19 protein-coding genes are annotated in these 26,142 nt (G+C 42.4%); 8 read left to right on the top strand and 11 right to left on the bottom strand.

All coding sequences use genetic code 11. From position 1 onward, the window contains the following. Window positions 1–322 precede the first annotated feature (322 nt). From NYE65_RS18455 to NYE65_RS18445, 3 genes are all read right to left on the bottom strand, one after another. Window positions 323–1,972: a glycoside hydrolase family 13 protein gene (locus tag NYE65_RS18455; RefSeq protein ID WP_340861421.1), complete on the bottom strand. Its 1,650-nt coding sequence runs from the start codon at window positions 1,970–1,972 to the stop codon at window positions 323–325. Window positions 1,973–2,051: 79 nt separating this feature from the next. After that, window positions 2,052–3,587: an alpha-amylase family glycosyl hydrolase gene (locus NYE65_RS18450; RefSeq protein WP_340861420.1), complete on the bottom strand. Its 1,536-nt coding sequence runs from the start codon at window positions 3,585–3,587 to the stop codon at window positions 2,052–2,054. Between the two features lie 150 nt (window positions 3,588–3,737). Then, on the bottom strand, window positions 3,738–4,994 hold the full coding sequence (locus NYE65_RS18445) for an extracellular solute-binding protein (protein WP_412762686.1): 1,257 nt from the start codon (window positions 4,992–4,994) through the stop codon (window positions 3,738–3,740). Window positions 4,995–5,355: 361 nt separating this feature from the next. On the opposite strand from NYE65_RS18445, the gene NYE65_RS18440 reads away from it, so the two are divergent. Then, window positions 5,356–7,107, top strand: coding sequence for a glycoside hydrolase family 13 protein (locus NYE65_RS18440; RefSeq protein WP_340861419.1), 1,752 nt, complete (start codon window positions 5,356–5,358; stop codon window positions 7,105–7,107). A 43-nt stretch (window positions 7,108–7,150) separates the two neighbouring features. Here NYE65_RS18440 and asnB read toward each other — a convergent pair whose 3' ends face one another. Next, window positions 7,151–8,998 carry an asparagine synthase (glutamine-hydrolyzing) gene (gene asnB, locus NYE65_RS18435; protein ID WP_340861418.1) on the bottom strand — a complete coding sequence of 616 codons (1,848 nt, stop codon included), beginning with the start codon at window positions 8,996–8,998 and terminating at the stop codon, window positions 7,151–7,153. 284 nt (window positions 8,999–9,282) lie between these two features. Between asnB and NYE65_RS18430 the strand changes: the two genes are divergently transcribed. After that, entirely contained in the window at window positions 9,283–9,849 is a 567-nt protein-coding gene (locus NYE65_RS18430) for a DUF2777 domain-containing protein (RefSeq protein ID WP_020018810.1), read from the top strand. A 57-nt stretch (window positions 9,850–9,906) separates the two neighbouring features. Here NYE65_RS18430 and NYE65_RS18425 read toward each other — a convergent pair whose 3' ends face one another. From NYE65_RS18425 to NYE65_RS18410, 4 genes are all read right to left on the bottom strand, one after another. After that, window positions 9,907–10,248 carry a YisL family protein gene (locus NYE65_RS18425; protein WP_048686864.1) on the bottom strand — a complete coding sequence of 114 codons (342 nt, stop codon included), beginning with the start codon at window positions 10,246–10,248 and terminating at the stop codon, window positions 9,907–9,909. Window positions 10,249–10,381: 133 nt separating this feature from the next. Then, a complete protein-coding gene (locus NYE65_RS18420) occupies window positions 10,382–11,563 on the bottom strand; it encodes a DUF418 domain-containing protein (protein ID WP_340861417.1) in 1,182 nt (393 codons plus the stop codon). Window positions 11,564–11,603: 40 nt separating this feature from the next. Then, complete coding sequence (locus tag NYE65_RS18415; RefSeq protein WP_340861416.1) at window positions 11,604–12,878, bottom strand: MFS transporter; 1,275 nt, start codon at window positions 12,876–12,878, stop codon at window positions 11,604–11,606. Window positions 12,879–13,181: 303 nt separating this feature from the next. After that, window positions 13,182–14,774 (bottom strand): long-chain-fatty-acid--CoA ligase, encoded by a 1,593-nt coding sequence (locus NYE65_RS18410; protein ID WP_340861415.1) that lies wholly within the window; start codon window positions 14,772–14,774, stop codon window positions 13,182–13,184. A gap of 225 nt (window positions 14,775–14,999) precedes the next feature. On the opposite strand from NYE65_RS18410, the gene NYE65_RS18405 reads away from it, so the two are divergent. From NYE65_RS18405 to NYE65_RS18380, 6 genes are all read left to right on the top strand, one after another. Beyond that, the gene (locus NYE65_RS18405) at window positions 15,000–15,221 is read left to right on the top strand and encodes a spore germination protein (RefSeq protein ID WP_063232412.1); all 222 of its coding nucleotides are present in this window, start codon (window positions 15,000–15,002) and stop codon (window positions 15,219–15,221) included. A 21-nt stretch (window positions 15,222–15,242) separates the two neighbouring features. Beyond that, window positions 15,243–15,449, top strand: coding sequence for a spore germination protein GerPB (locus tag NYE65_RS18400; protein ID WP_034314608.1), 207 nt, complete (start codon window positions 15,243–15,245; stop codon window positions 15,447–15,449). A gap of 82 nt (window positions 15,450–15,531) precedes the next feature. Beyond that, entirely contained in the window at window positions 15,532–16,143 is a 612-nt protein-coding gene (gerPC, locus tag NYE65_RS18395) for a spore germination protein GerPC (RefSeq protein WP_262870998.1), read from the top strand. Next, the gene (locus NYE65_RS18390; protein ID WP_264640531.1) at window positions 16,133–16,312 is read left to right on the top strand and encodes a spore gernimation protein GerPD; all 180 of its coding nucleotides are present in this window, start codon (window positions 16,133–16,135) and stop codon (window positions 16,310–16,312) included. The genes gerPC and NYE65_RS18390 overlap by 11 nt, the downstream gene beginning before the upstream one ends. Before the next feature lie 5 nt (window positions 16,313–16,317). Further along, the gene (locus NYE65_RS18385) at window positions 16,318–16,728 is read left to right on the top strand and encodes a spore germination protein GerPE (protein WP_268590617.1); all 411 of its coding nucleotides are present in this window, start codon (window positions 16,318–16,320) and stop codon (window positions 16,726–16,728) included. Window positions 16,729–16,749: 21 nt separating this feature from the next. Then, window positions 16,750–16,968: a spore germination protein gene (locus tag NYE65_RS18380; RefSeq protein ID WP_063596493.1), complete on the top strand. Its 219-nt coding sequence runs from the start codon at window positions 16,750–16,752 to the stop codon at window positions 16,966–16,968. Window positions 16,969–17,488: 520 nt separating this feature from the next. Here NYE65_RS18380 and trpB read toward each other — a convergent pair. The 3 genes from trpB to addB form a co-directional block, all read right to left on the bottom strand. After that, window positions 17,489–18,652, bottom strand: a complete 1,164-nt coding sequence (trpB, locus tag NYE65_RS18375) for a tryptophan synthase subunit beta (RefSeq protein ID WP_340861414.1) — start codon at window positions 18,650–18,652, stop codon at window positions 17,489–17,491. 129 nt (window positions 18,653–18,781) lie between these two features. Further along, complete coding sequence (addA, locus tag NYE65_RS18370) at window positions 18,782–22,516, bottom strand: helicase-exonuclease AddAB subunit AddA (protein WP_340861413.1); 3,735 nt, start codon at window positions 22,514–22,516, stop codon at window positions 18,782–18,784. Next, window positions 22,509–26,006, bottom strand: a complete 3,498-nt coding sequence (gene addB / locus NYE65_RS18365; protein WP_340861412.1) for a helicase-exonuclease AddAB subunit AddB — start codon at window positions 26,004–26,006, stop codon at window positions 22,509–22,511. Before addB ends, addA begins: the two co-directional genes overlap by 8 nt. Window positions 26,007–26,142: the final 136 nt, after the last annotated feature.

The following is a 26,142-nucleotide window of genomic DNA, read 5'->3' as shown; positions in this document are numbered from 1 at the left end:
TCCCCTCTCCTTTCTTAGCCTTTATTGACTTCATTTAAAAAAGGTGAATACCAATAAACACTTCTCTAATATTCGTTTTATATTTATACATTTTGTATGTATTCATAATACACTCAGTTCAATAGTTATATCCATACTTTTTTAATGTTTATTTAATTTTTCAGAAAATACTCACTTTTCCGTTTTTTTCATCTGGATTTAAAATTCAAAAAGAAGCTGATGGATGATCAGCTTCTTGAAAAACGACAGGTCTATTGGAAATTAAGAAGTCAGACGACTAACTACATAGGTTTTAGGCTAATTTCCAATCAAGTCCATTGAATCAATAACGATAAATCCTCGTTTCATATGGACGTAAATCAATAAGGGGCACCTTAGGACAATCCTCATAATTAGCCAGCAAGAGTTCCATTTCCCCCCAATAAGAAAGATCGATTTGATGGTGATTCATACTAAAGTTACATACTACCATAACTGAATTATCATTCATGTTTCTTGTATAAATATAAAGTTCAGGATGATCTTCCCATAATAACTCATATTCCCCATAAACAAGGACCTGATGTTTTTTTCGAAGTTCAATCATCTTTTTATAAAAATGATAGATGGATGACGGGTCATTTTTCTGCTGTTCTACATTAATGGCGCGATAATTTGGATTAATCCTCATCCAAGGGGTTCCATGAGTGAATCCGCCATTTTCAAGATCATTCCATTGCATCGGTGTTCGTGAATTATCACGGCCGCTATGCCATATAATGTTCATGATCTCATCATGAGGTCGACCTTTCGAGGTCTCTATCCTATAAAAGTTTTTCATTCCGACATCATCATAATCATCAATCGAATCAAATTGGACATTTGTCATGCCAATTTCCTGACCTTGATAAATAAAAGGTGTCCCTTGCATGAAAAAGTAAAGGGCCCCTATCATTTTTGCGCTTTCCAACCAATATTGATGATCATTTCCCCAGGTGGATACACTTCTCGGCTGGTCATGATTTTCAAAAAACAAGGCATTCCATCCTTTGTTTTTCAGCCCCTTTTGCCATTTGGTCATCGTTCGCTTTAACCCTTGAACATCAACAGCATGATTCTGTCCCCTATTCCATAGACCAAGATGTTCAAATTGAAAGATCATATTGAACTTCCCATTCGATTCCCCGACCCATTCTTCCGCCTGCTCTATCCTGACGCCATTGGCCTCACCGACCGTCATGATATCATACTTAGAGAAAGTCTCTTCTTTCAACTCCTGAAGGTAATCCAGAATCCCGTCCTGATTCGTATGCATTTCAAAAGCAGGTACATACTGATGCCAATAAGGATTGGGCATATCCGGAAGGCCTTCACGCTTATGAATATGCGTGATTGCATCAATCCTGAAGCCATCGATTCCCTTATCGAGCCACCAATTGACCATTTCATATAATGCCTTTCGCACATCAGTGTTTTTCCAGTTTAAGTCCGGCTGCTTTTCGGCAAATAGATGTAAATAGTATTGATTGGTCCTTTCATCGAATTTCCAGGCACTTCCGGAAAAGATGCTTTCCCAATTATTAGGCTCACGGCCATCCTGACCATCCCTCCAAATATACCAATCCCGTTTCGGATTATCGCGGGAAGAACTTGATTCTACGAACCAGGGGTGCTCATCACTTGTATGATTCAAAACAAGGTCGAGTATCACCTTCATCCCACGCCCATGAACATCTTTCAATAACAGATCAATATCTTCGATTGAACCGAATTCATCGGAAACTGCTTGATAATCACTAATATCATAGCCATTATCCGCATTGGGCGATTTATAAAAAGGGCAAATCCAAATGACATCTATCCCTAATTCCTGCAGATAGTCGAGCTTTGAAATCAAACCTTTTATGTCTCCGACCCCATCACCATTACTATCCATGAAACTGCGCGGGTAAATTTGATAGCAAACCGCTTCTTTCCACCAGGTCTTATTCATGCTGTAACCTCCCGATCCTGTTTTCCACAAAGCCTTAGGGACAATGTTTGGCGGCTACCGACAATCGAGAGGTATATGATTATTTTGGTTGATTCCGTTTTGAACGTTTAATAACCAAAGCAATGAATATACCAAAAATGAGAAGAACCAATCCTATGACTAACAGGTAAGGAATATTAATAATCGACTTAGGTGACAGCGTATAGACTTCTGTCGTCTCCCTGTCGATTACGATAGAGTAGCTGTTGTCCTTACTGCGGACCAGATCCCCATTCAGCATACCTCTCAACTCTTTATTACTTTCAAGTTCCTTATCAGCAAGGTTTATCGTTTGAGTTTCAGTCGTATTGTTCATGGCGACGACGATCGTTTCATCACCATATTCACGCTTGAATACCGAAGCTCCTCCTTCTTCATATAAAAGCTCCATATCCCCTTTTACCAATGCTGGGTACATGTCTCTGAGATCAGAAAGCTTCGTTATATATTCCACCAATTCCTGTTCTGTCTTAAAATTCATCAACTTATGATTATCCGGGGCAATATCGCCGTTCAAGGCAATTTCCGATCCATAAAATACGATTGGCACCCCTGGCATCGTATATAGATACGACAGGGCCATCCTCCATCTGGAACCTGGATTTTCGTTATGGTCGGCTGCATCCTTTGTAAACCGGGGCAATCCCTCTGTATCCATGAACAAAGCCTGATGGGCATTGCCCCCTAATTCATCTTCGCTTTTCGCAAACGCATTAAAAACAGGTTTCAATTCTTTATCGGGTGCAGCAAATGCTTCCCGTAGCTCTGAATTTTGCGGATAAGCCATAAAAGCATCGATACCCGTCTCCTTGTAGCTTGAGATCAATTTCGCATCACCTTGAACATCGCCGATTGTATAGAAATTTGATTTTTCAGATTTGACTGCATCCACAAATTCCTTCCAAAAATCTTTTGCTACGTATTGGACTTTATTTATACGGTATCCATCAATATCGGTTTCCGTTATCCACCATTTGGCAGCATCAAGTAAATATTTCCTTGTTTCCTCATTATCTTGATTCAAATCGGGAAGACCATCAACCCACCCTGTTTCCAAATCCGTTTGGCTACCGTCCTTGGAAATCTTTTTTTCTTCATGGAACCAATCTTGTTTTTTGGGATCGGTCAGCCACGCGGATTCAGGCCCCACATTGTTTGCTTGAAAATCAATGATCACCTTCATATCGCGTTTATGTGCCTCATTCACGAGTTTTTTAAACTCTTCCATTGTCCCATAGTGTTTATCCGTTTTATAAAAATCGGCCACCCAATCGCCATGATAGCCATTTGCATCATTAGCGAAAATCGGTGAAAGGATGATAGCGGTATAACCCATATCTTTTAAATAATTCAGTTTCTTCGTGACACCTTCGAAATCCCCGCCATTAAACGTGGAAGGGTCATTCACGTTCGCATCTCCATTATTTTGGGTATCCCCATCGAAAAATCTGTCGACCAATAATGAATATACGCTTTCATCCTTCCAAGTTCGTTGTTCTTTTTCAGCTGCTCCTACTGGAATGGCGTAAAAAAGAAGCAGCGGAATTAAAGCGAGTGATAACGCTCTTTTTCTCATATCCGTTCTCCTCCTAGCTATCTCTTTACGCCTTTAAGATTAGCCTTTTGACCCCTTAACGTCAAATCCAATTTATAAAAAACTTTACACTTAAGGGACAAACTGGGGATACTGGTTATGGTTACTGAATTGGAAAAGAGCCAAACACGGTTAACGTTCTTTTTTTATCTTCTTGACCGCTTTATCCAAAGCCCTTTTTGGTTTTGCTTTTTGAGTGGTCATTTCATCCATGGCTGAATTCATCGGTCCCCATACTTTATTCATTTCCGGAATATTCGGCACTGGTTCGGCGTATTGTAATTGTATGCTTAAGGCTTGTGCCCTTTCATTTTCTTTGATTGCGGCATTGTGTTTAATTGATTTATTAGGTGGGATTTCCCCTGTTAAATCAAAACGCTTCATTGCATTATCATCATTAGTCAAATATTCAACTAACTTCGTAGACCAATAAGGGTGTTTTGTGAATGCTGTTACATGCCAGCCTTTGATTTCCATGAACGTTTTCATTGGCTGACCATTGGGCAATTCTGGCATGGGGGCAATTCCTGTATCCTTTCGCTCGGTAAATGAGTTCCCGTCACTCATGATAGAAGCCAATTTCCCTTGTAAAAACAACTTCTCGATTCCTGCCTTGCCGCCTTTAGGAATCAAACCCGCCCTATACCATTTTTGGATGTACGCAGCCCCTTTTATGGAACCCTTATTATTCAAACCAATGTCGGAAGGATCTAACTTTCCATTCTTATCTTTAAATATATAACCTCCCATTCCAGCCATTACTCCATACGAATCATGGAAATCATTCCACTTGGCATAGTAACCATGCACGTTACGCTTTCTTAATTCCTTCGTCATTTTATAAAGGTCATTCATCGTCTCAGGAGCCTTAGCCATCAATTTTTTATTATAAATGAAGACGGAGGTGGTTACGGACTTTGGCAATCCAAAAACCTTATCTTGATACATCTCCCCCCTAATTGAAGGTTCAATGAATGCATTCAATACCTCATCTTTCACCTTCACTTCCTGAATTAAGCCTTCCTTCACGATTTGCCCGACTTTCTCATGGGAAAAAGTTACGACATCCGGTGCCTTTCCATTTCCGATTGGCCCATCTCGACGAAGTCGTTCATACATCCCGGTAGCCATTTCAAGCTCTTCATGCTTAACTTTGATTCCATATTCTTTTTCAAAGGCTTCAATCACCGGCTTTAGGGCCTCCGCTTTACCTTCTTCCTCCCAAATGATCAATTTTTCCGGCTTCGCTTCATCGCTGGCTTCGTCTTCTTTTTTCTTATCTTCTTTCACTGCTTTATTTTTATTTTCTAAATCTGAACTGGATCCGCAAGCACTTACACTAACAATCAATAATATGGACATGAACAAATGAAAAATCAGCTTCTTCACTTTCATTCTCCTTTTTGCAATGTTTATTCTATCATGTCCAAAAGCACCAAATAATACTGTTTTTCAGTTCAGTACTTCAAATAAAGCCAATTGATGAAAGCGATACCAAAGCTATTGTTATCATTATATGAACGGCTTTGATTTTTACAACATTTTCCTTGGCGTATTTATTTCCTTGTAGTGATGAACAATTTTTGTTATTTTTTAGTTAATAAGTGCTTCTTTCAATTGAAATTGGGTATATAACCAAAATGAAAAAGCACTTTACCTGGCTTAGTACCACTTCATAGAGACCCTCCTCGTAACAGCCGGAAGTTTCCTTTTTCACAGTCCCAAAACTTATAGAATCGGAGTGGTTTTCATGGAATTTTCATCCATACACCATAGACCTAATGACAATTACGGCTATCCTATCAACACTGAAACCCTACATATCCGCCTACGCACGAAAAAACAAGATATCTCCTCAGTTGGATTGATTTTTGGGGATCCATACATTTCAAATAATGGTGAATGGTTGTACGAGGAACTTCCCATGAGTCTGTCGGGCAGCGATACCCGTTATGATTATTGGCATATCTATGTGAAGCCTCCCTACCGAAGAATTCGATATGGGTTCAAGGTATCGGCAGAAGAAGAATGCTCCATTTACACGGAAAAGGGCTTCTTCAAAGAGCCTCCCCGAGATCCCGGATGCTATTTCGCGATTCCCTATCTCCATCAAAATGAAGTTTTCGGGGCACCGGAATGGGTCAAAGATACAATTTGGTACCAAATTTTCCCTGAACGATTTGCGAACGGAAACCCCGCCAACGACCCCGAAGGTGTGAAACCCTGGGGAAGTGAAGAACCGGCGGTGGATAATTTTTTTGGCGGGGACTTCGAAGGAATCCTTGAACATTTGGATTACCTTGAGAATCTCGGCATCAATGGAATTTATTTCACGCCTATCTTCCATGCCTACTCCAATCATAAATACGATACGATTGATTATCGGAGTATCGATCCGCAATTCGGAACGAAGGAAACATTGAAAACACTAATAGCCGAATGCCATAGACGGAATATACGGGTCATGCTGGATGCCGTTTTTAACCATAGCGGCTACTATTTCCCCCCTTTCCAGGATTTACTCGAAAAAGGGGAGAAATCGAAATATAAGGATTGGTTCCACCCTCACAGCTTCCCTCTTAAGGGAGGGGAAAGGCCCAATTATGAAACATTCGGTTTTTTTGAATCGATGCCAAAATTGAATACGGCAAATCCGGAGGTGAAAGAATATCTGCTCGAAGTCTCGGCTTATTGGATCAAGGAGTTCGATATAGACGCCTGGCGGCTAGATGTGGCAAATGAAGTCGATCAGCCATTCTGGCGTGAATTTCGAACAACGGTGAAAAATATAAAGCCTGACCTTTATATCCTTGGGGAAATTTGGCATGACTCCATGCCATGGCTTCGCGGCGATCAGTTCGATGCCGTCATGAATTACCCTTTCACCAACAAAGTTTTTCGCCTGGTCGCTTCACAAACCATCAATGCACGCGAGTTCACTGAAGAAATGACAGCCATCTATCACAGTTATCCAACCAATGTTTTTGACGTGACATTCAACCTTCTTGGAAGCCATGATACACCGCGGATTTTCACGGATTGCGGGGAAGATTTAGCTAGAGCCAAGCTCATTCACGCAATCCTGCTGACATTCAATGGCAGCCCTTGTATTTATTATGGAGATGAAATCGGCTTAACCGGCGGCATGGATCCAGGATGCCGAAAATGCATGGTCTGGGAAGAAGAAAAACAAAACACCGAGCTACTCAATGAAATTAAGGCATTGATCCACTTGCGAAAAGAAGAAAGGTTACTTGCCAATGACGGGGAGTTTAAATTCCTTGATACAGCCGGAAATGAAAATATCGTGGCTTACCAAAAGTATAATGAAAAACGTTCTGTCGTGATCCTCATCAATCCGACCGATATCAAGCAATCCTTCACCCTTCCTGTTGATTTGAAAGGACGTACTCTAACGGATTTAAGAACGAAGGAAACCACACAAGTTGGCAAATTTGAATTGGGTGGTTATCAATATAAAATTCTCGCAATCAATCATTAGGCAAATGAAAACGGGGCGTTGATAATCATCCGCCCCTTTTTTTTCACTCGATTATTTGGATATCATATTCTTTGAACCATACATGGGTCTGTGCCAAATGCGCGAGCAATTGTGGCCCTGACATCAATTGGCCGAACCATGGCACTTTAAAAGCCGCACCCTTGGAATCTACTATATCGGTTAGCTTCTGTTTATCGAAAAATTCATGCAGGATCGAATTTTTATCCGTCAGTAAGTCTTTCAACCACGCCTGCACACGGTCTGTATATATAGGGTTATGGGTTTTTGGATATGGACTTTTTTTACGATACAATACTTCATCCGGTAATAGCCCCTCCAAAGCCTTCCTAAGAATACCCTTTTCACGGTTGCCTTCCATTTTCATTTCCCAAGGAATGTTCCATGCATATTCAACAAGGCGATGATCGGCAAATGGCACGCGCACCTCTAGACTTGCCCCCATACTCATCCGGTCCTTCCGGTCAAGGAGCGTCGTCATGAACCATAATAAATTCACATAGAAAAGCTCTCTCCGCTTTGCCGCTATTCCGCTTTCCCCTTCCAATTTAGGCGTTTCGGCAAGGGTGGCCAAATAAGCTTCCTGGGCATATTCCTCCAGCTTCAATTTCTCGCGCCATCCCGTTTTCAATAAAGATACCCGCTCATCCGTAGATCTCATCCATGGAAAGCCAGCACGATTCAAATCATCCTCACGGTGAAACCAAGGATAACCTCCAAAAATTTCGTCCGCACATTCGCCAGACAGGCCTACGACAAAATCCCGCTTGATTTCCTTACAAAACCAAAGTAAAGAAGAATCGACATCCGCCATGCCTGGGAGGTCCCTTACAAGGACAGCTTCCGTTAAATAATTTGTCAGCTGCTCTTGAGAGATAACCGATGAATGGTGAACCGTGTTAAAACTATCCGACATCTTTTTAATCCAATACCCATCGGAGTTTGGCTGGAAATCATTTGCCTTGAAATAACGCTCATTATCCTCATAATCAATGGAATACGTATGAAGCTGGCCTTTCCCTTCTTTTTGATAGGCATTTGCAGCAATGGCCGTGATTGCGCTTGAGTCAAGCCCTCCTGATAAGAAGGTACAAAGCGGAACATCAGATACAAGTTGCCGCGTCACTGCATCTTCGACAAGGAAGCGAACCTTCTCGGCCGTCTCATCAAGCGTATCCCGATGTTCTTCGCTTTTCACATTCCAATATCTCCAAATCCGGAGGCCTTTCCTTGATAAAGTAAGCGCATGGGCAGGCCTTAATTCCTGGATATCATGAAATACGCCTGAACCTGGCTTCCGGGATGGACCAACACCAAAAACTTCAGACAACCCTTCGCGGTCAATCTCCGTTTTAACATCCGGATGGGCCAGAATCGCCTTCAGCTCCGATCCGAAAATGAACCCGCCGTCCCTTTCCGCATAAAAGAATGGTTTTACTCCCATGCGATCTCTTCCGACGAATAATTTCTGTTCCTTTTCATCCCAAATCGCAAACGCAAAAATCCCATTGAACAAGTCAATGCATTTTTCTTTCCATTCTATATAAGAAGTTAGCAAAACTTCTGTATCAGAATGACCGTTAAAGGAATATCCTTTTAATAATAGCTGTTTACGAATATCCTCGGTGTTATATAGCTCACCATTATAACAAAGCGTATATCTGCCGTTTTCTTGATTTTTCGTCATCGGCTGTTTTCCGCCTTCCGCATCGACAACCGTTAACCGTTTATGACCAAAGGCAACATGGGCTTCGCTCCAAACATTATCTTCGTCAGGCCCCCGCTTTGCCAACGTTTTTGTCATGTTTTCCAGCGTTTTCGTTTTTGTCCGTAAATCTTTTTGAAAATGCACCCAGCCTGTTATCCCACACATTTTACACTTCATCCTTTCTATCCGGACTATCAAAAATATATTGGCTCCCTGTCTTAAAAAGATTTACAGTCCCTAAGTATCGCTCAGCATCATTCCGTAGGGCCACCTGCCAACAACGCCCGGCGTCGTTAATGAATTGTTGAGCAAAGCATCCCGTGTTAAACATAGCCTATGCAAAGACGGAAAGATGGTTATTTGTCCATAATATTTTAAAATATACAGTTATATTTTCATTGGATTTTGACTAAAAAGTAGGTGAGGATTCCACTATTGGAGGTATATGTATGAGTCAGCAACAACGAACTAAGTTAATGAATAGGCAAACAAGAGCTTTTACCGAAGGAACAGTGGAAAATATCAATCAACAATGGATTTTTTTCGATGATGAAACAGATGAGGCCTGCTCCATTGAAGACCACGTTGACAGCATCATCGAAGTGTACAGGGGCGGGCGCTGGCAGCAAGGAGTAATTGAAGAAGAGGGAAAGATCCTGCTTCATCGGGAAATCACCTTCTTAAGGGAAAATGAGCCCATTCGGATACGCAAAAAACTGCTCTACTCTTTTGAACGTTTATTGGAAGAATTGAACGATGATTCCTTTTTCCAATTTGTAACGACATTGAATTCACTAGATTTTTCTATTTATGATTGTATATATAGCTATAACCAGCTCACTTTTTTAAGGGCCGTCCCAAACCAGTCCGGCGTGAATTTCTTCACCTTTGATAACGAGAGCCAAATTTGTCTCGTTCAGCACCATTTTTCTTACGGGAAAAAGGATCATGATCGTTTTGAATTCACCCTGAACACCGGAAAAAGGATCGTCATTGAGAAAGTGAATTCACAATAACGGTTAAAAGAAAACGGGTAAATGAGATTTCCTCATTTACCCGTCTTTAATTCTGTATTAAAAAAAGTCCATTCCTTGTGGCAGTGAAAGTCCTAAATAAAGGACGAATACAAGCGCTACGATGAACAATATCCACATGGCACCTGTGCTTTTTCTTTTTTTCGTACGGACCAGCACCATTTCCATCGCCGCAATCACGATGATTCCAACAATCATTTTTACTGCGTAAGCACCAAAATCAGTGATCAGCATGCCGCCAGTAAGGAAAATCAATAGATAGAACAACCGTGTTATCATATGTAGCATTTTCGCTTTCGGGTTTGCACCTTTAAGCATCGAATATGTGACAAAGAAAAGAATGATTCCGATAACCCAAGCTGTAATATGCATATGTGTCATTTTTTTGCCCCCTCGTTCAGTTTCCATTTCATCATATCATAGGCTTTTACAAAAAAACAAAACTAAGTATCCACCTGAATGGGTAAAACCAACAATTTAATGAACATCATTTACATTTCTCCTTAACTGGTCCCTACCTGCGCATGACCGGCTTTTTACCATACGTAAAAAAACGCCATATATATTCAACCGGTCCGTATTCATAAAGGCCCATCCACAATAAGGAAAGCAGGATTTGCAGGCAAAACAGGGCTATTAGAAAAACAAATCCTGTCGTATATGAGACTGATCCATATAAACCAAGGCCATATGAATAAAAAATGCCCGTACATACCATCGATTGGAACAAGTAATTGCTCATCGACATCCTTCCGATATACGAAAGCGGATGTAACAGGCGGGAAGCCCCTGCCCGTTCCGCCAAAAGAGTGATTGCCGTGATATAAAAAATCGTAAGTAACGGTCCTCCCAAATAATCCTGGACGAATATCGTTCCAAAATGGTATACCGTCACATATGGCAGCATCTTAATTGACATGCCCAATAGCAAGCTTACGATCGATATCGCTTTCAATTGTCGTTTATATTGGGTTGGATTTTGGAGAAAGCCTTGTTTTGCCACGCCTGCTCCCATTAAAAAAAACGGAAAAATAGATAAAAAAAGGATAATGGCATTTAAAGGGTTGTTCACCATATACCAATCCAACGCCCTTTGACTCATCAGTTCCGTAAATGTACCAGATTGATAAACTTCCAAAGACTGTTTCATCATCGCCGAATCAGTCGTGATCGCCATCCCTTCACTATCAAAAGTGCCCATTATAAGAAATAGAGAACCCAATATTGCAAAAGGCAAGACATAACAAACCGAGCCAAGCAGAATTAAATTCCGGCCCTTCATCTTATAAAAAAACAAAAATGCAAACCCAAATACAGCATAATTAATGAGGATGTCCCCATGCCAGATGAAGAAAGCATGAATACAGCCAAGTATCAGCAGGAAACTTAGCCTTTTCATATATAGTAACGGAAATGAAATACCCTTTTCTTCACTCCTTACTGCCAAAATGATTGCCCCGAAACCGAACAGAAAGGCAAATAACGGATAAAAGCTGGCCTGTGCGACTATATCACTGAATCTGTACAAAATCCCATCCCATCCTCCTGCCCACCGCTCGGCACCATCTATGTACAAGAGCGGGGAGTGGAAAGAAGGCATATTCACTAAAAATATCCCTAAAATGGCTAATCCACGTAAAATATCGATGCTTACTATCCGTTTACTTTCCTGCAATGGTACCATTGCGCCCTTCATAGGTACACCCTCTTTCATTCATACAGATTTAACATCTTTTCTATATCTCCATTGCATCACCTTTAACTTTCGTGACCGCTTTGTGCTTTTTTATCAGTATGACAAACAAGCTGCCCAATAAGCAAAAGATTCCAGCAAGGAAGAATGCCCATGTATAGGAGTTGAATATTTTGAAGATAAGCCCTCCACCGTACGCCGCCACTGCTGCACCCACCTGATGGGCCGCGAATATCCACCCGTATACGATCCCGCTTTTCTCCAAGCCAAATACTTGCCTTGAAATGCTTATGGTCGGAGGGACGGTCGCTATCCAATCCAAGCCATAGAAAACGGAAAAAATAATCAATAGACCGATAGAACCTTCATTTAATGCAAAAGGGAGTAATACGAGGGAAGCACCCCTTAGAGCGTAATACCAAAACAACAGCCAACGGTTATCAAAACGATCTGATAGCCACCCGGATACAGTCGTACCAATCAAATCAAAGATTCCCATGAAAGATAGCAGTGATGCTGCCGTCACAACCGGTAAACCAAAACTAATGCAGTAAGAAATGAAATGTGTCCCGATTAACCCGCTCGTTGAAAGTCCGCATATAAAAAAGCTACCTGCCAATAACCAGAATTCCTTCACTTTCACTGCTTCAATCAACGACTTAAAAGCCATGGCGATGGGGTTCTTTTTTTGGACTGTAACAGCCTCCTGCTGTTCCTCTTCCAATCCATATGGAAGAGTGCCGACTTCCTTCGGATTGTTTTTCATGAATAAAAGGATGATTGCCAGCATGATCAAGCTAAGGACCAAAATTAATCCAATCGCCCATCTCCACGAATAACCCTCAATGATGATGGCTAAAATCGGAAGTAAAATGAGCTGGCCCGTGGCCGTACTTGCCGTCAGTATCCCGACCGCCAGCCCCCGCCTCTTCTCGAACCAACGATTTGCCACATATGGGCTTAATACCGTTAAAAACACTCCAGAACCCAATCCAATGATAATTCCCCAAATTAAAATGAGCTGCCACTCATGCTGCATGAAAAAAGTGAGGAGAATCCCTGCCAATAAAGTGGACATGGCCGATACCATCATTTTCTTCAATCCAAGCACCTCAATTAGGGCGGCCATGAAAGGACCCGATAATCCATAAAGAAAAAGACTTATGGCAAAGGCTAAAGAAATGACGGACCGGTCCCACCCGAACTCATTTTCAAATGGTACGATGAATACTCCCGATGATGACCTAACAATTCCGGCTACAATAATCGAGAAGAATGTTATGGTTAAAATAAACCAGCTATAATGAATACGTTTCAATGCTCTCCCCCACAATCCAAAATTGTTAAAATCAACATAATGAAAAAAGAAAAATTATAATAATTTGAAATATTTTATAATAGTAACACTTTATCGTAAAACAAGAAGCTTTTTTTCAAAACAAATTCCAGTGTTCCTGATTAACCTTCCCTTATCCAACAATGACTTGAGTTAGCGGCTTACATATCAGTGTCCACCTCGATCCTCCTTTCATCAGGATCGATATCTGCATAGCTTAATATGAAACCGAATTTAAACGGCAACAAAAAAATGCTGTTCATTTCTGAACAGCGTTAGCGAGCTTCAATTAACGAATCTGCCTGTTTTCCCCTTAGATTCCCAATAATCATTACGGAGATGGATTTTTTGTATTTTCCCCGATGCCGTTTTTGGAAGCTCATCGACGAACGACACACTGGTAACTGATTTAAAATGAGCTAATTTTTCCCGTGTGAAGGCCTTTATATCATCCTCCGATAATTCCACGCCCATTTTTGGCACGATGAAGGCATGCGGTGTCTCTCCCCACTTTTCATGCGGAACGGCAATGACCGCCGCTTCAAGAATGTCCGGATGTTCGTAGAGTATGCCTTCCACTTCTATTGAAGAGATATTTTCTCCGCCACTAATGATTATATCCTTTTTGCGGTCTAATATATCCACATTCCCGTTTTCATCGATTGTGGCCATATCCCCTGTATGCAGCCATCCATTTATCAGTGTCTGGCTGGTCGCTTCTTCATTTTTCCAATAACCTAACATCACTCCATGGCTGCGGACGATAAGCTCGCCGATATCCACGCCATCATGGGCAACTTCCTCACCATCTTCATGGATAACCTTTACCTCACTGCCTATGATGGGATATCCGGCTTTCGCCTTCATTCTGTATTTTTCTTTTTCCGGAAGATCTTCGAATTCAGAACGAATCAGCGATATCAGACTGACAGGTGTTGATTCTGTCATTCCGTAAATTTGAATGAACTCCCAGCCTAACTCTTTTTCCACCCTTGTAACGAATGCAGGAGGCGGAGCGGAGCCTGCAACGACGATTCGGATATCCTGCTCGATATTCGGAACATTCCGTTCATAATATTGGAACAGTGAATTCAGAACCGTCGGTGCCATATGCATGATGGAAACCTTATGCTTTTGCAGTGCATTAAATATCATTTCTGGGCTGGTTTTCCTCAAACAAACTTGAGTGGCACCATTTGCCGTATAATAAAATGGCGCCCCCCACCCATTCACGTGGAACATCGGCAGTACGTGCAAATATGTATCGCGGTCATTGACCCTGAAATGATGCATCGCACCCAGGGCATGTAAATAGTTGTTGCGGTGAGTCAGCATCACCCCTTTGGGATTTCCTGTGGTTCCGCTAGTATAAAGAAGGCTCGAAACATCATTTTCATCCACTGACTCCCGGTTAAAACACTTGTTATCATAACGTTCCAGCCAATGGTTGTAATCGGTTTCATTTATCTCCTCATCCTTATAATGAACGATTATGTGCTCCACCGATTCAAGTTTGTCCTTGACAGGGGAAATTAGATGATACAATTCCTGATCTACGAAAAGGACCTTGGACTCGCTATGGTTCAAAATGAAAACATAATCTGCAGGCTTCAAACGGATATTCAAGGGAACGATTACAGCACCAAGTTGAAATACCCCATAAAAGCCTTCAAGCATTTCAATTGAGTTAGGTGCCAAATATGCCACCTTATCACCCTTTTTGACACCGATATCCCTTAAACCATTTGAAAGCTGGTTTACACGGCCATTCAGCTCTAAATATGTTAAAACCTTGTCATCTCCAATGATGGCTTTCTTATCTCCATATAGTAAGGCTGCTCGATCTAAGAAATGCGATAATACTAATGGTACATTCATTTCCTCACCTCTAGTTTTATTTGAAAATTCTGAATTAGCATTATATTACCATATCTATTTCCAACATTCCAACAATATCAACCGTTGTTATATAACAATATATTAATAGGCAGATGAATCACATCAATCATGAGTCAACATACAATACATTGAAACTCCCTTCAGAGTGATAGGCTCATGGCCTTAAATTCAGGGGAAAACCAGAATAAAAAAAGGGTGATTTTCTTGCCGGCCATCGTAGGAATCGTTCAAGTCATCAACGTCGGTAGCAGTGGAATTGTCCATATTGGTGACGTCTTTAAAATTAGTCCCTATTCCACCTCAAAAACGTTTGCAGGTGCTGGCTCGTTTAATACGGGTGAATCCATATCCCTTTATAATGCCTATAGCACCACGAATACAAATGATACTGATGGTATTGATCAGCCACTGGTCCTAAATCTCTAATGTTTTAAGAAAGGAGTCAGCATGATCTTCAATATTCACCAGACCATACAAATCAATATGATAAAAATTGAAAGCATCGCCAATTCATCCGTTTTTCAAATAGGTAGTGCAGGGGTGATTAAACCATATTCCACATTGGCCAATACCGGGGGATTCACTGAGCCTGCTCCCGAAATTGAAGCCGATGTAACCCCATTAGCCAGTTTCGTCCCATTTACGCCCTCCTAGTTCATAGGCATTCACCTACATCCTACTTTTTCATATACTGTCTTATATGAAATCAACTTATTGTGAAGGTGGGTGTTGAATCGTGAATCAGGATCTCTATTCATATTCCATACAAATGCAGCGTTTTCTTGAAGCCCAGGATAAACGGATCATGAAACTTGAACACGAACTCAAACGCCTGACAGATGAAATTGCCGAGCTGAAAAATAAACCGCCAATCCATGTAGATAAAATTGAATATAAATTCGATCAGTTAAAAGTCGAATCTTTAGATGGAACATTGAATATCGGTTTAAATCCAACTGACCTTAACAACATTGATGAATTTGCCGTCAACAACCAACCTGTTCAGCCTGCCCCTAACCTATTTCCAGGCAGGGAAATCGTCGTCCAGGAAATTCACAACGATATCCTTTCAGACTTGGAAAATATGATCACCGATGCTGAAAACCAACTGAAAACATCATTGGAACCCTCATATCATGATTTCATTAAGCAAGATGTCGAACGCCAGCTTCATCAACGTATCAATATGTATTTCGATAATCTTTCTTACGCGGAACGTGCACCGCAGCAACGGGATAATGTCAAGGAAAAGATCAGGGAGAAGGTGAAATCCGATATTCAAACTGCATTATTCCAATTCATTACCCATTCACAAGCCGAGACAGGAGGAAATCCAAATGGAGTTTAATGTAACCAATCACCAGCTTTGTGTAGGAGATATTAAAATTACCGGTGTAGCAAGCTCTGCTTTATTTCTCATAGGGGATGTACAAACGGTCCAACTATCCTCAGCATTCGATACCCCGCCGGAATCCCTTATCATAGGGACATTCGTGCCGCTTTCTCCAGAAGGATAAAAAATATGTTTTCAAGAATATCTAAAGTAAAATCTATAGTATCAGACACGGTATCGTTCAGCTCCGCCATGCAAATCGGGGATACCTCATATATTGACGGGAATTCCCTGGCTTTAGCCGTTCAAAAGAAAAGTGAAACTTTCCACTCAGTCGATATTCATTTCGAAGACTATGACATTTTTAAGAAACCATTTTATATCCCAAGATTGAATGAACCAGTCATATCAAGTTTTTCAAATCCGAATCCCTTCATACGGGTCGGCAATATCAATATAATCGGGGTATCGGCCTCATCTGTGGTTGGTGTGGGGAACGTAGGCCATGCACGTATGGAATCAAGAGTGAAGCATATTCGGGAAGTGCCTAAAGAAAACGAAGAGACGCCAATCGAGGATTCAACCAACCAACAAACTTAAACTTTTAAAGGAGGGGTTCATATGCCTGCCATTATCGGCCCGGTTCAAGTATTTAATGTCGCGCAAGGAAACCTGTTATTCGGTGATTGCGCCGTCATTTCCCCTAAGTCTTCCTCCAAATCGGTTTTCGGATCCGGCTCAGGGAACACAGCTGCAATCACTTTCACGGCCAATGGCCTGAATGGAAGCAATGTCCTTGATATCAATGGAGTTGACCAGCCCATTACAGGGAATAATTAGTCATAGAAAAAGCCTCCCATTTCCAGGGAGGCTTTTAGACTGTAGACAAACTCGATAATAATTGAGTTTGTCTACAGTTTTTTTAGTTTTTACATTTTGACCGTTGATTTCCACCTATGCACTCGCTTTCCGCGGACGATCCGGAAGCCTCCTCGGCGCCTTTGCGCCTGCGGGGTCTCCCTTGGACACGTTTTCCCCGCAGGAGTCGCGAACACCCGCTCCAATCAACTTTGTTTTAACATTTAGATAGTACTCCTTTTGCCTACAATCTTTTTTGTTTTCAAATAGTAGGACTAAATCTTGAGGTGATAAGGATGCTTTCTAATCATGATTCGATTAAGCGAGATCAACTGTTGCCGCCATCAGACCATTTGGTTGGTAAATTGGGACAGCGATTGATTTTCTCTTTCAGTTTTGACTTTGTGAAAGATATGTATTCAGAGGTAGGTAGCCCAAGTATTGATCCAGTTATTTTATAAACTGAAAGCCTCCCATCTCCAGGGAGGCTTTTAATTTCGGCCTATTTTTCTAACATGTTGAATACTTGCTCGACATCTTTGTCTCCCCTGCCTGATAAATTAACGATCAGTATATCATCCATTGTCAACTCTTTAGCGAGCTTCATGGCGTGAGCTAGGGCATGTGAGCTTTCGAGAGCCGGAATGATTCCCTCTGTTTTGGATAATACCTGAAAAGCCTCAAGAGCTTCTTCCCCTTTTACCGTCACATACTCCGCTCGTCCGCTTTCTTTCAAAAAACTATGCTCGGGCCCCACACTCGGGTAATCCAAACCTGCAGCTATAGAGAATGTCGGTTTTGGTTCTCCTTGTTCATCCACTAACGTCAAACTTTTGAATCCATGCAATACTGCCGGGACACCTTGCGAAATACTTGGGGCTTCAATCGGTTCTACACCAATTAAACGGACATTTTCTTCATCGAGATAATGAGCAAAAGCACCGATCGCATTACTTCCCCCTCCTGCACAAGCAATGATGGCAGTTGGCAGTTTTCCTTCCTTTTCAAGGATCTGGCGTTTTGATTCTTCACTTATGATTGATTGGAAATGTTTAACGATCGTTGGATATGGGTGTGGCCCCACTGCTGAACCAAGCAAGTAAAAAGTATTTTCATAGTTTTGCACCAAGTCATTCAATGCCTCATCAACAGCATCCTTCAATCGACCCTGTCCCTTTTCGACAGCTACGACTTTTGCCCCCAGCAATTCCATCCGAAAGACATTCAATGCCTGCCTCTCCGTATCCAGCTTACCCATATAGATCACACACTCCATGCCAAACATCGCACATGCTGTCGCAGTCGCCACACCATGCTGTCCTGCTCCTGTTTCTGCGATGATGCGTTTAGCACCCCTTCGTTTAGCGAGCAGGATTTGTCCGATCGCATTATTAATTTTATGAGCACCTGTATGATTCAGATCTTCACGCTTCAAGTATATTTTTGCCCCGCCAACCTTTTCCGTTAAATTCTTTGCAGGTGTTAACGGGTTTTCGCGTCCGACATATTCTTTCAGATAATATCGGAACTCCTCAATGAATTCCGGGTCATCCTTATATTTCAGGAATTCCGTTTCTAAAATATCCATAACTTCCTGAAGTTCACCCGGTATAAAGCTTCCACCGAACTCACCAAAGAATCCCTTGCTCTTGATCTCACTCGTCATACTCTTCTCTACTCCTTTAAAAAGGTATTTTTCTCCACTAGTATATAGTAAGCATTTAGACATTTTCAAACTATTCTGTTTATTCAGCCGAAAAGAAGCGTCCCACATCAATGGGACACTCCTTATCTCTTATACTTCCAATAAATGCGAGCCGTCAAAGAAAAACAAGTAACGGCCGGTTACCTTCTTATTCATTATTCCTTCAACAGCCCTCGTATAAAGCTGAAGCTGCATCTGATATCGATCGGCAAGAATCCCTTTAGCCCCTTCGTACCCGCTTGCAAAACGGCCGGTGATCGTATCCGTTTTATAGTCGAGAAGCACAAGACCTTGTTCATCCTCAAAGATACAATCAATCACCCCTTGGATAAGGACTTCTTCATCTCCAGCTGTCCAATCGCTGTAAGCTTCCTTTGCAGGCAGCGACATCGTAAATGGCACTTCACGGCGAATGCTTTCGGCCCTCTGCATTCTTTGGCCGATTTCACTATCGAAGAAATCGACGATCGTCTCCGGATCCACAGCTTCTTTCTGTTCCTCCGTCAACAGCTCACGTTGAATCAGATCAATGATCAGTTGCTGAATCGATTGAATGGTAATCTCTTTAGATAGATCAATATGCTGCATGACTAAATGTGTAATCGTACCCCTTTCAGCAGGAGTCAGTGACTTTTCTTGCATGAAAGTCGGCCGCTTCGTGATAGGCCGCTTAAATTTACGCAACAGCTCTGTGGAGCTTTGCTCGTCCTTGAGTTCATATTGACGTTTTAATTCAGAAACGGATTGCTTGGAACGATACACCGTCGCCTCATGCTCGGGGTACTCCCATTCCAGCTGTTCCTTGATATCATCATAAAACTCGGAAACGATGTCGACCTTCTCCGATTTCTGGACATGTTCAAGCATTTGCTCTTGAACCAGTGCCTCTTCCTCATCCAGAACAGCAAGCTCTTCACTTGGAATGACGGAAATGGACCAATTCGATGGATGCGACTCCATTTCCAGGCCAAGACCTGCAGCACCAAGAGAATCCCGATGTCGGACAAGGGATGGACCAATCCAATCAAGATAACTTTTTGCACCTGCCCGTACATAGTCCTTCAATAGCCAATCTCCATGTGCCGCATTACTTTCCCAGTTCTGCTGCGTTTTTTCTGCATCATTGATACTGGCAATCAAATAAAGCTTTTCCTTAGCCCTTGTTAGCGCCACGTAGAGGACACGCATCTCCTCGGCAATTAATTCAAGCTGCTTTTTTTTCTTAAAAGCCAATTGAGGGAGGGATGGATAAGTTATCCGTAATTCGGAATTCACATACTTTGCCGCAAAGCCATAATCTTTATCCAGTAAATAGGACTTTCGTAAATCCATCATATTGAATTGCTTGGAAAGACCGGCAATGAACACGATCGGGAACTCAAGCCCCTTTGACGAGTGAATTGTCATCAAACGAACTACATCTTCCTGTTCCCCTAAAGCCCGAGCTGCCCCTAAATCATCTCCACGTTCTTGCATCCTTTCTATGAACCGCAAGAAACGGAACAGACCGCGGAAAGAACTTGCTTCATATTGCCTTGCCCTGTCATATAGCGCTCGTAAATTGGCCTGACGCTGTTTGCCGCCCGGCATCCCACCTGCAAAATCATAAAACTGCGTTTCGCGGTATAGGAGCCAGATCAGATCTGATAATGCCTCCTGCCTGGCAAGCTTCCGCCACTTCACTAGCTTTTTATAAAATGCAGAGGCTTTTTCATAAAGCCCCGGATGTTCTTCAGGGTCACTCTTTCTGTAAAAATCAGCTAGTGCTTCGTAATAGCTCCCTGTATGGAATAAACGCACCTTTGACATCTCTTCTTCATCCAACCCGACGATAGGTGAACGGAGTACGGAAGCCAATGGGATATCCTGTTGCGGATTATCAATCACCTTCAATAAGGAAATCATGATGGCCACTTCGGTCGCTTCAAAATACCCCGTGGATAAATTAGCATATACTGGAATTCCCTGCTTTTTAAATTCCTCCATGATTTGCGGTGCCCATGGCATTGAACGAAGAAGAATGACCATGTCCCGATAAGTGGCAGATCGGTACCTTTTGGTTTTCGTATCATATATCCGATGCTTTTCGCTTATAGCCTTTTTAATGAGCTTGGCCATCTGCCTTGCTTCGAGCTGCGCTTTTTCAAGCTCCTCGGCCTCAAATCCGCCATCATATCCTTCCATTTCCGAATGAGCTTCAGGATCGGCTGCTCCATCAATTAAATGGAGCTCGATCGGGTTTGGATCGTCTTCGGGATATGGGGCACCTTTTTTCAATTGGGCATCTTCATCATAATCAATCTCACCGACTGTAATGCCCATCAACTGTTGAAACAAGAAATTGGTCCCATCAAGAACTTCCTTTCGGCTCCGGAAATTGCGGTTTAAATCAATTTTCAGTCCGGAATCAACACCGTCATGGGTAAATCGTGTGTATTTTCCAAGGAAGAGATTCGGTTCTGCAAGCCTGAACCGGTAAATGGACTGCTTGACATCGCCTACCATGAAAAGATTCCCATCATATTCTCCGTCAGCCGTCACCAATTTTAAGATCGATTCCTGAACCAGGTTCGTGTCCTGGTATTCATCCACTAGTACCTCTTTAAACTGGTTCCTGTATTCGATGGCTGCCGCTGAAGGTTTTCGTTCACCATCCACCGTTTCCCCTGTCAAAATTTGAAGACAATAATGTTCCAAATCGGCGAAATCCACCAAATTCTTTTCTGCTTTTGCAGCAAAGAATCTTTCGTCAAACCGTTTAACAAGCATTACAAGTGTATCGACATAACCCTTAAGCTCCCTTATATCCCGCAGGTAGCTTTCCGGTTTCCGGGAAAATAACTCTTCCTGTAACGATTTGATGATCTTCTTGGCCTTATCCCGGTACTTGGTAGCCTCATCAGCCACTTCCTTGATAAAATCTGCACCGGTAAGGCGTTTTGCCGTCCCGAATTTCACGTTTTGGATTTCCTCATAAAGTGCATTCCAAGATTGGTCCTTCACTTCCGAAAGTTTAGCAACCAGTGCAAGATCGGCTAGATAGTTCTCAGCCCTTGGAGCCGGCCCCCCAGGGGTTTTTGTCAACGCAAGCGAGCGTTCCAATAAATCCCTGGCCGTGTCCAATTGTAAACCTATATCGAACTTCAATGAATCAATAAACGAAAGATCATCAATCCCATCATCAACTGCCAGCTCATACATGCTGGCGGCACCATCGAGCCATCGGTCCGGGTTTGGATTCGATTGCGAAAAATCATGCAGCGACCGAACGATATTCTGAAGTGCATCATCATTTCGATCGCTTGTGAAAGCATCGACCAAATTAAAGAACTCTTCGTTATCACTTTGGCCATACTGCTCCTCGAAAAGCTCTTCCATCACTTCATCACGGAGCAGCTGGATCTCCGTTGAATCTGCAATCCGGAAGCCTGGGTCGATATCCGTCAGATAATAATACTTCCTGATCACCTCTAGACAAAACGAATGGAGTGTGGAAATCGAAGCACGATTAATCAAGCTCAACTGCTTACGTAAATGCTGTGAATGCGGATTTTCATCGATCGCTTTTTCTAATGCATCACTTACCCGATGGCGCATTTCGGCAGCCGAGGCATTGGTGAATGTAACCACGAGCAGTTCATCAACATCGATAGGATCTTCTTCTGAAATGACTTTTTGAATGATCCGATTGACCAGTACCGCTGTTTTCCCTGAACCCGCAGCGGCCGCAACCAGGATGTCCTGATCTTTAGCCCATATTGCCTTCCATTGATCTTCTGTCCAAGTCACGTCTCCTGGCAGAGCAGGAATTTTCGTTTTACTCATCGCTCTCCCCCTCTCCCCTTAATAGCTCAAGAACGTCATTTTGTTTCTTCTGTGCCAAATTCCTGAATTGGTTCTCCTCCAGTGACTGGTCGAATTGGCATACAGATTTAAAGGAACAGAAGGTACACGGCGTTTTTTCCTTTAATTTGTATGGAGTAATATCCACATCACCATCGACCATTCGATCTCCAGCCTCCTGATAAATACGGCGCACATGATGATTCAGAAGCGAAAACTCCTCCCTGCTGGCAACTTTGGAAGCCGCCAGGAGCGATCCGTCCTTTTTAAATCCAGCTGGAATGATATCCGACTTACCCGAATTTTCAATATCAAGCGAGGTATCCATCAACTGAATGACATTTGAATGGTCCAGTACAAGTCCATTCATTTTAAAGCTTTTATAAATTTCTTCTTCAATTTTATCCAAACTGAGCATTCCCTTTGATTTGACAACGGGATTATGCACATGAAAATACAAAACTCCGGCTGGAATCGCTTCTTTTCCAATCAGCGACTTGGAATGGGTGACAACGATATCTAGGTATGTCAACATTTGCAGCGCTAGTCCATAATATACTTCACTCATGTTCAGTTCCTTTTCACTCGACTTATAATCGAGCACACGCAAATAGACACCCTCATCTTCTTCCGCTTTATCCACGCGGTCGATCCGCCCGATCAATTCCATCTTCGTACCGTTTTTCAATGTGAAAGAAAGTGGCGGCAGCTCGCCATTTTTTCCGAATCCAAGTTCTAATCCGATCGGAGCAAAACCGCTCGCCTTTGCATGTTCACTTAATACGATCGAGGCACGTCCAATCACGTGTTCGAGTTTCCTGCGTAAATAGTGATGGCGGTTCGTACTTAACAAAATCTGATTTTGGAGTTTAGGAGCAAGTCTCTCCACAGCAATTCTGGCCAGCTCCAAGCATTGTTCCGGGGTCAATGTAGACCAAGGAATATCATGTTCCTTCAAGTAATCGGAAATCATTTTCAACGCTCCATGGAACATCTCGCCTATATCCGGGGCATCCAAACGGAAAATCTGCCTTTCCCTCAATTTCAAGCCATGAGCCGCATAATGGGAAAACGGGCAGCTATTGAACATTTCCATCCTGGATACACTCGTAAGAATGCTCTCACCGTATAATTGCTTACTTGTTTCCTCAGTTAATTTCTTTGTCCTATTTTGATAAAAAAGGCTCGATAAAACCTTAGTTGCTGAAGGACCGGCCATTTCATCATCAATAATGGCATTATATACATCCCACCATAGTGAATGGATTGGATAGTTCCTTTTCTTCAGCTGCAATTGGGCAGCCAGGTACGAAAGGGCCACATCATGATTCGCTGCATATTTCACCTGTTCCTCTGCAGACAGATCGGACGGATCGTTCATATAATACACATCGGAAACGTTAGGCAATACGTCCCTTACCCGTTTCAAATAGGATGAAGGTAAAAGCGCCTTCCCTTCATCATCGGCAAGCGGATATGATAAATAAAGGGCCTCGGCAGGCGTAGTGAATGCTTTGTACGCTGTGAACTCCTCATCCAGCAGGCGCACTTTCGAACTTGGGGCAACATCAAGTCCACCAGCCAGCAGCACATCACGATCACTATCTGAAAATATCCCGTCAGATACTGCTTTTCCCGGCAGAACCCCTTCGTTCAATCCGATAACAAAAGCTGTCTTCACATCATCCAGGCGGGATAAATCTAGATTAGCGACTAATACTTGGTCAATTGCCGGCGGTACCAAAGAAAATTCAAGAGACTCCAAACCAGCTTCAATGATTACCGCAAACTGTTTCATGGAAAGCTCTTCCCCGCTCAGCAGTTCAACGAATTGGTCCAACAGGTCGACAACCGCATTCCATGTTTGCTCATGCTCTCTTGCCGATACCAAATCACCTGCTTCTTCTGCCTCCAGTTTCAGCTTTTCCAATTTTTCCGGTATATGCAATTCTTCAAGATATAGATAAAGGGCTTCACACAATTCCCTGCCATTAGCAGCCTTTTTAGCCCGTTTTGAGAGCCTCAAGATGGGCTCGGTAAATAATTGCTTCATTTCATTCAACTCTTGCTCAAGCATCATTTCCTTATCCGTTTGGTTCCGGTCCTCGAGTTCCAGACCGCGGAAGCGCCGGTAGGTCCAACGATCTTTGGACGTCCACCCGCTTCCTTTAATGCCGCGGGCCAGCACATAGTTTTCCAGCTTATCTACCTGCTCACGCATCCGGTCGTGGTTTTTTTGCAGCGGAAATAGAAGCTCCGTCTTGATTGCACGAAATACCGGTTCATAACGCCAATAGCCATTGATGATCTCCAAAGTCGAACGAATCAGTTCAATCAGAGGATGATTCAGCATCGTCCGTTTGGAATCGACGAACAAGGGAATTTGATAATCCCGAAAAACGGTTTGTAAAATATCTGCGTATGCTTCCCCGTTACGGACTAAAATCGCAATATCACGGAAACGGTGCTGTTTCTGTCTGACCAGCGACAAGATATCCCGGGCAACGCCTTCAATCTCAGCTCTGCGGTTAACTGCCTGGGCGATCGTTACATCAGGTGACTGCTCAAACGTTCGTGCAGGACGAATGGAAAAATAAGTTTCCAGATGATTCAGCCCCGGACTCTTTCCAAACCTTTCCGAACTTTTTAAGATTCGATCTTCTGAAATCGGTATGCCATTCCTCAATCCAGCCTGATATAGGTGATGATAAAGGTTTCCCGTTTGCCTGAACAATTGCAAATCATCCGGAGCATATTGCCTGTAGGGCTGATCTAACGTCAGCGAGACCGTTACACTCCTGCACAGCTTCATCATTTCTTCAACAATCAATAATTCCTGTGGAGTCAAGCTATAAAAACCATCGATATATATATCCGCATTCCTTATATATGAAGACTCTGACATTTTTTCGATCAGCAAAGTGAAATAATCCTCGGAGTCTAAATATTTATTGACCATTTCATCCTCAAAAGCCTGATAGACCAATTCAAGATCATGCAGTTTATCCTGAATGCCGCTGCCGGCCTGTGAGGTTTCAGCCAAATAGTTTTGAATGTCATCAGGTTGGATGCAATACTGCTTGAACTCAGCCAGCATTAGCTCCATCTGTGCAATGAACCCCTGCTTATCAGCAGATCGACTGAACATCTTTAACTCTTCCTTTTTATCATCCATGATCTTCCGTATCAGCATATTAACGCCAACACTGTCAAGATGCAGCCGGCTCATCCCCCCGGTTTCCTGAAGAACCCGCCAAGCAAGCCTGCTAAAACTGAAAACCTGTGTCCGGATCATTCCGGCAAGGCCTGGTGTTTTAATTAATTTATATTCAGATAGAAACGTCATCTGATCAGGAACGAGGTAGATAATTGGATTTCCTTCGGGATCTTCTGCCAATTTAGAGCGGATTTCGTCCAATATATTCGAAGTTTTCCCTGTACCCGATCTTCCCAGTAAAAAACGGAGTGACATCTCTTTTCCCCCTTACAACATAATATCTAGATCCATCATACCAGAAATACTTTCGTCTTTATGACTAGGTTTCTGTTTCCAATTAGATTTACTTTCTATTATTTTACCGTTTCCCTTAAAAAAACACCAATCGTAC

The organism is Peribacillus sp. FSL R5-0717, assembly GCF_038002945.1.
In the GTDB taxonomy this organism is placed as follows: domain Bacteria; phylum Bacillota; class Bacilli; order Bacillales; family DSM-1321; genus Peribacillus; species Peribacillus frigoritolerans.
The sequence above is the reverse complement of the archived record's forward strand: the minus strand, read 5'-3'. Positions and strand labels throughout refer to the sequence as shown.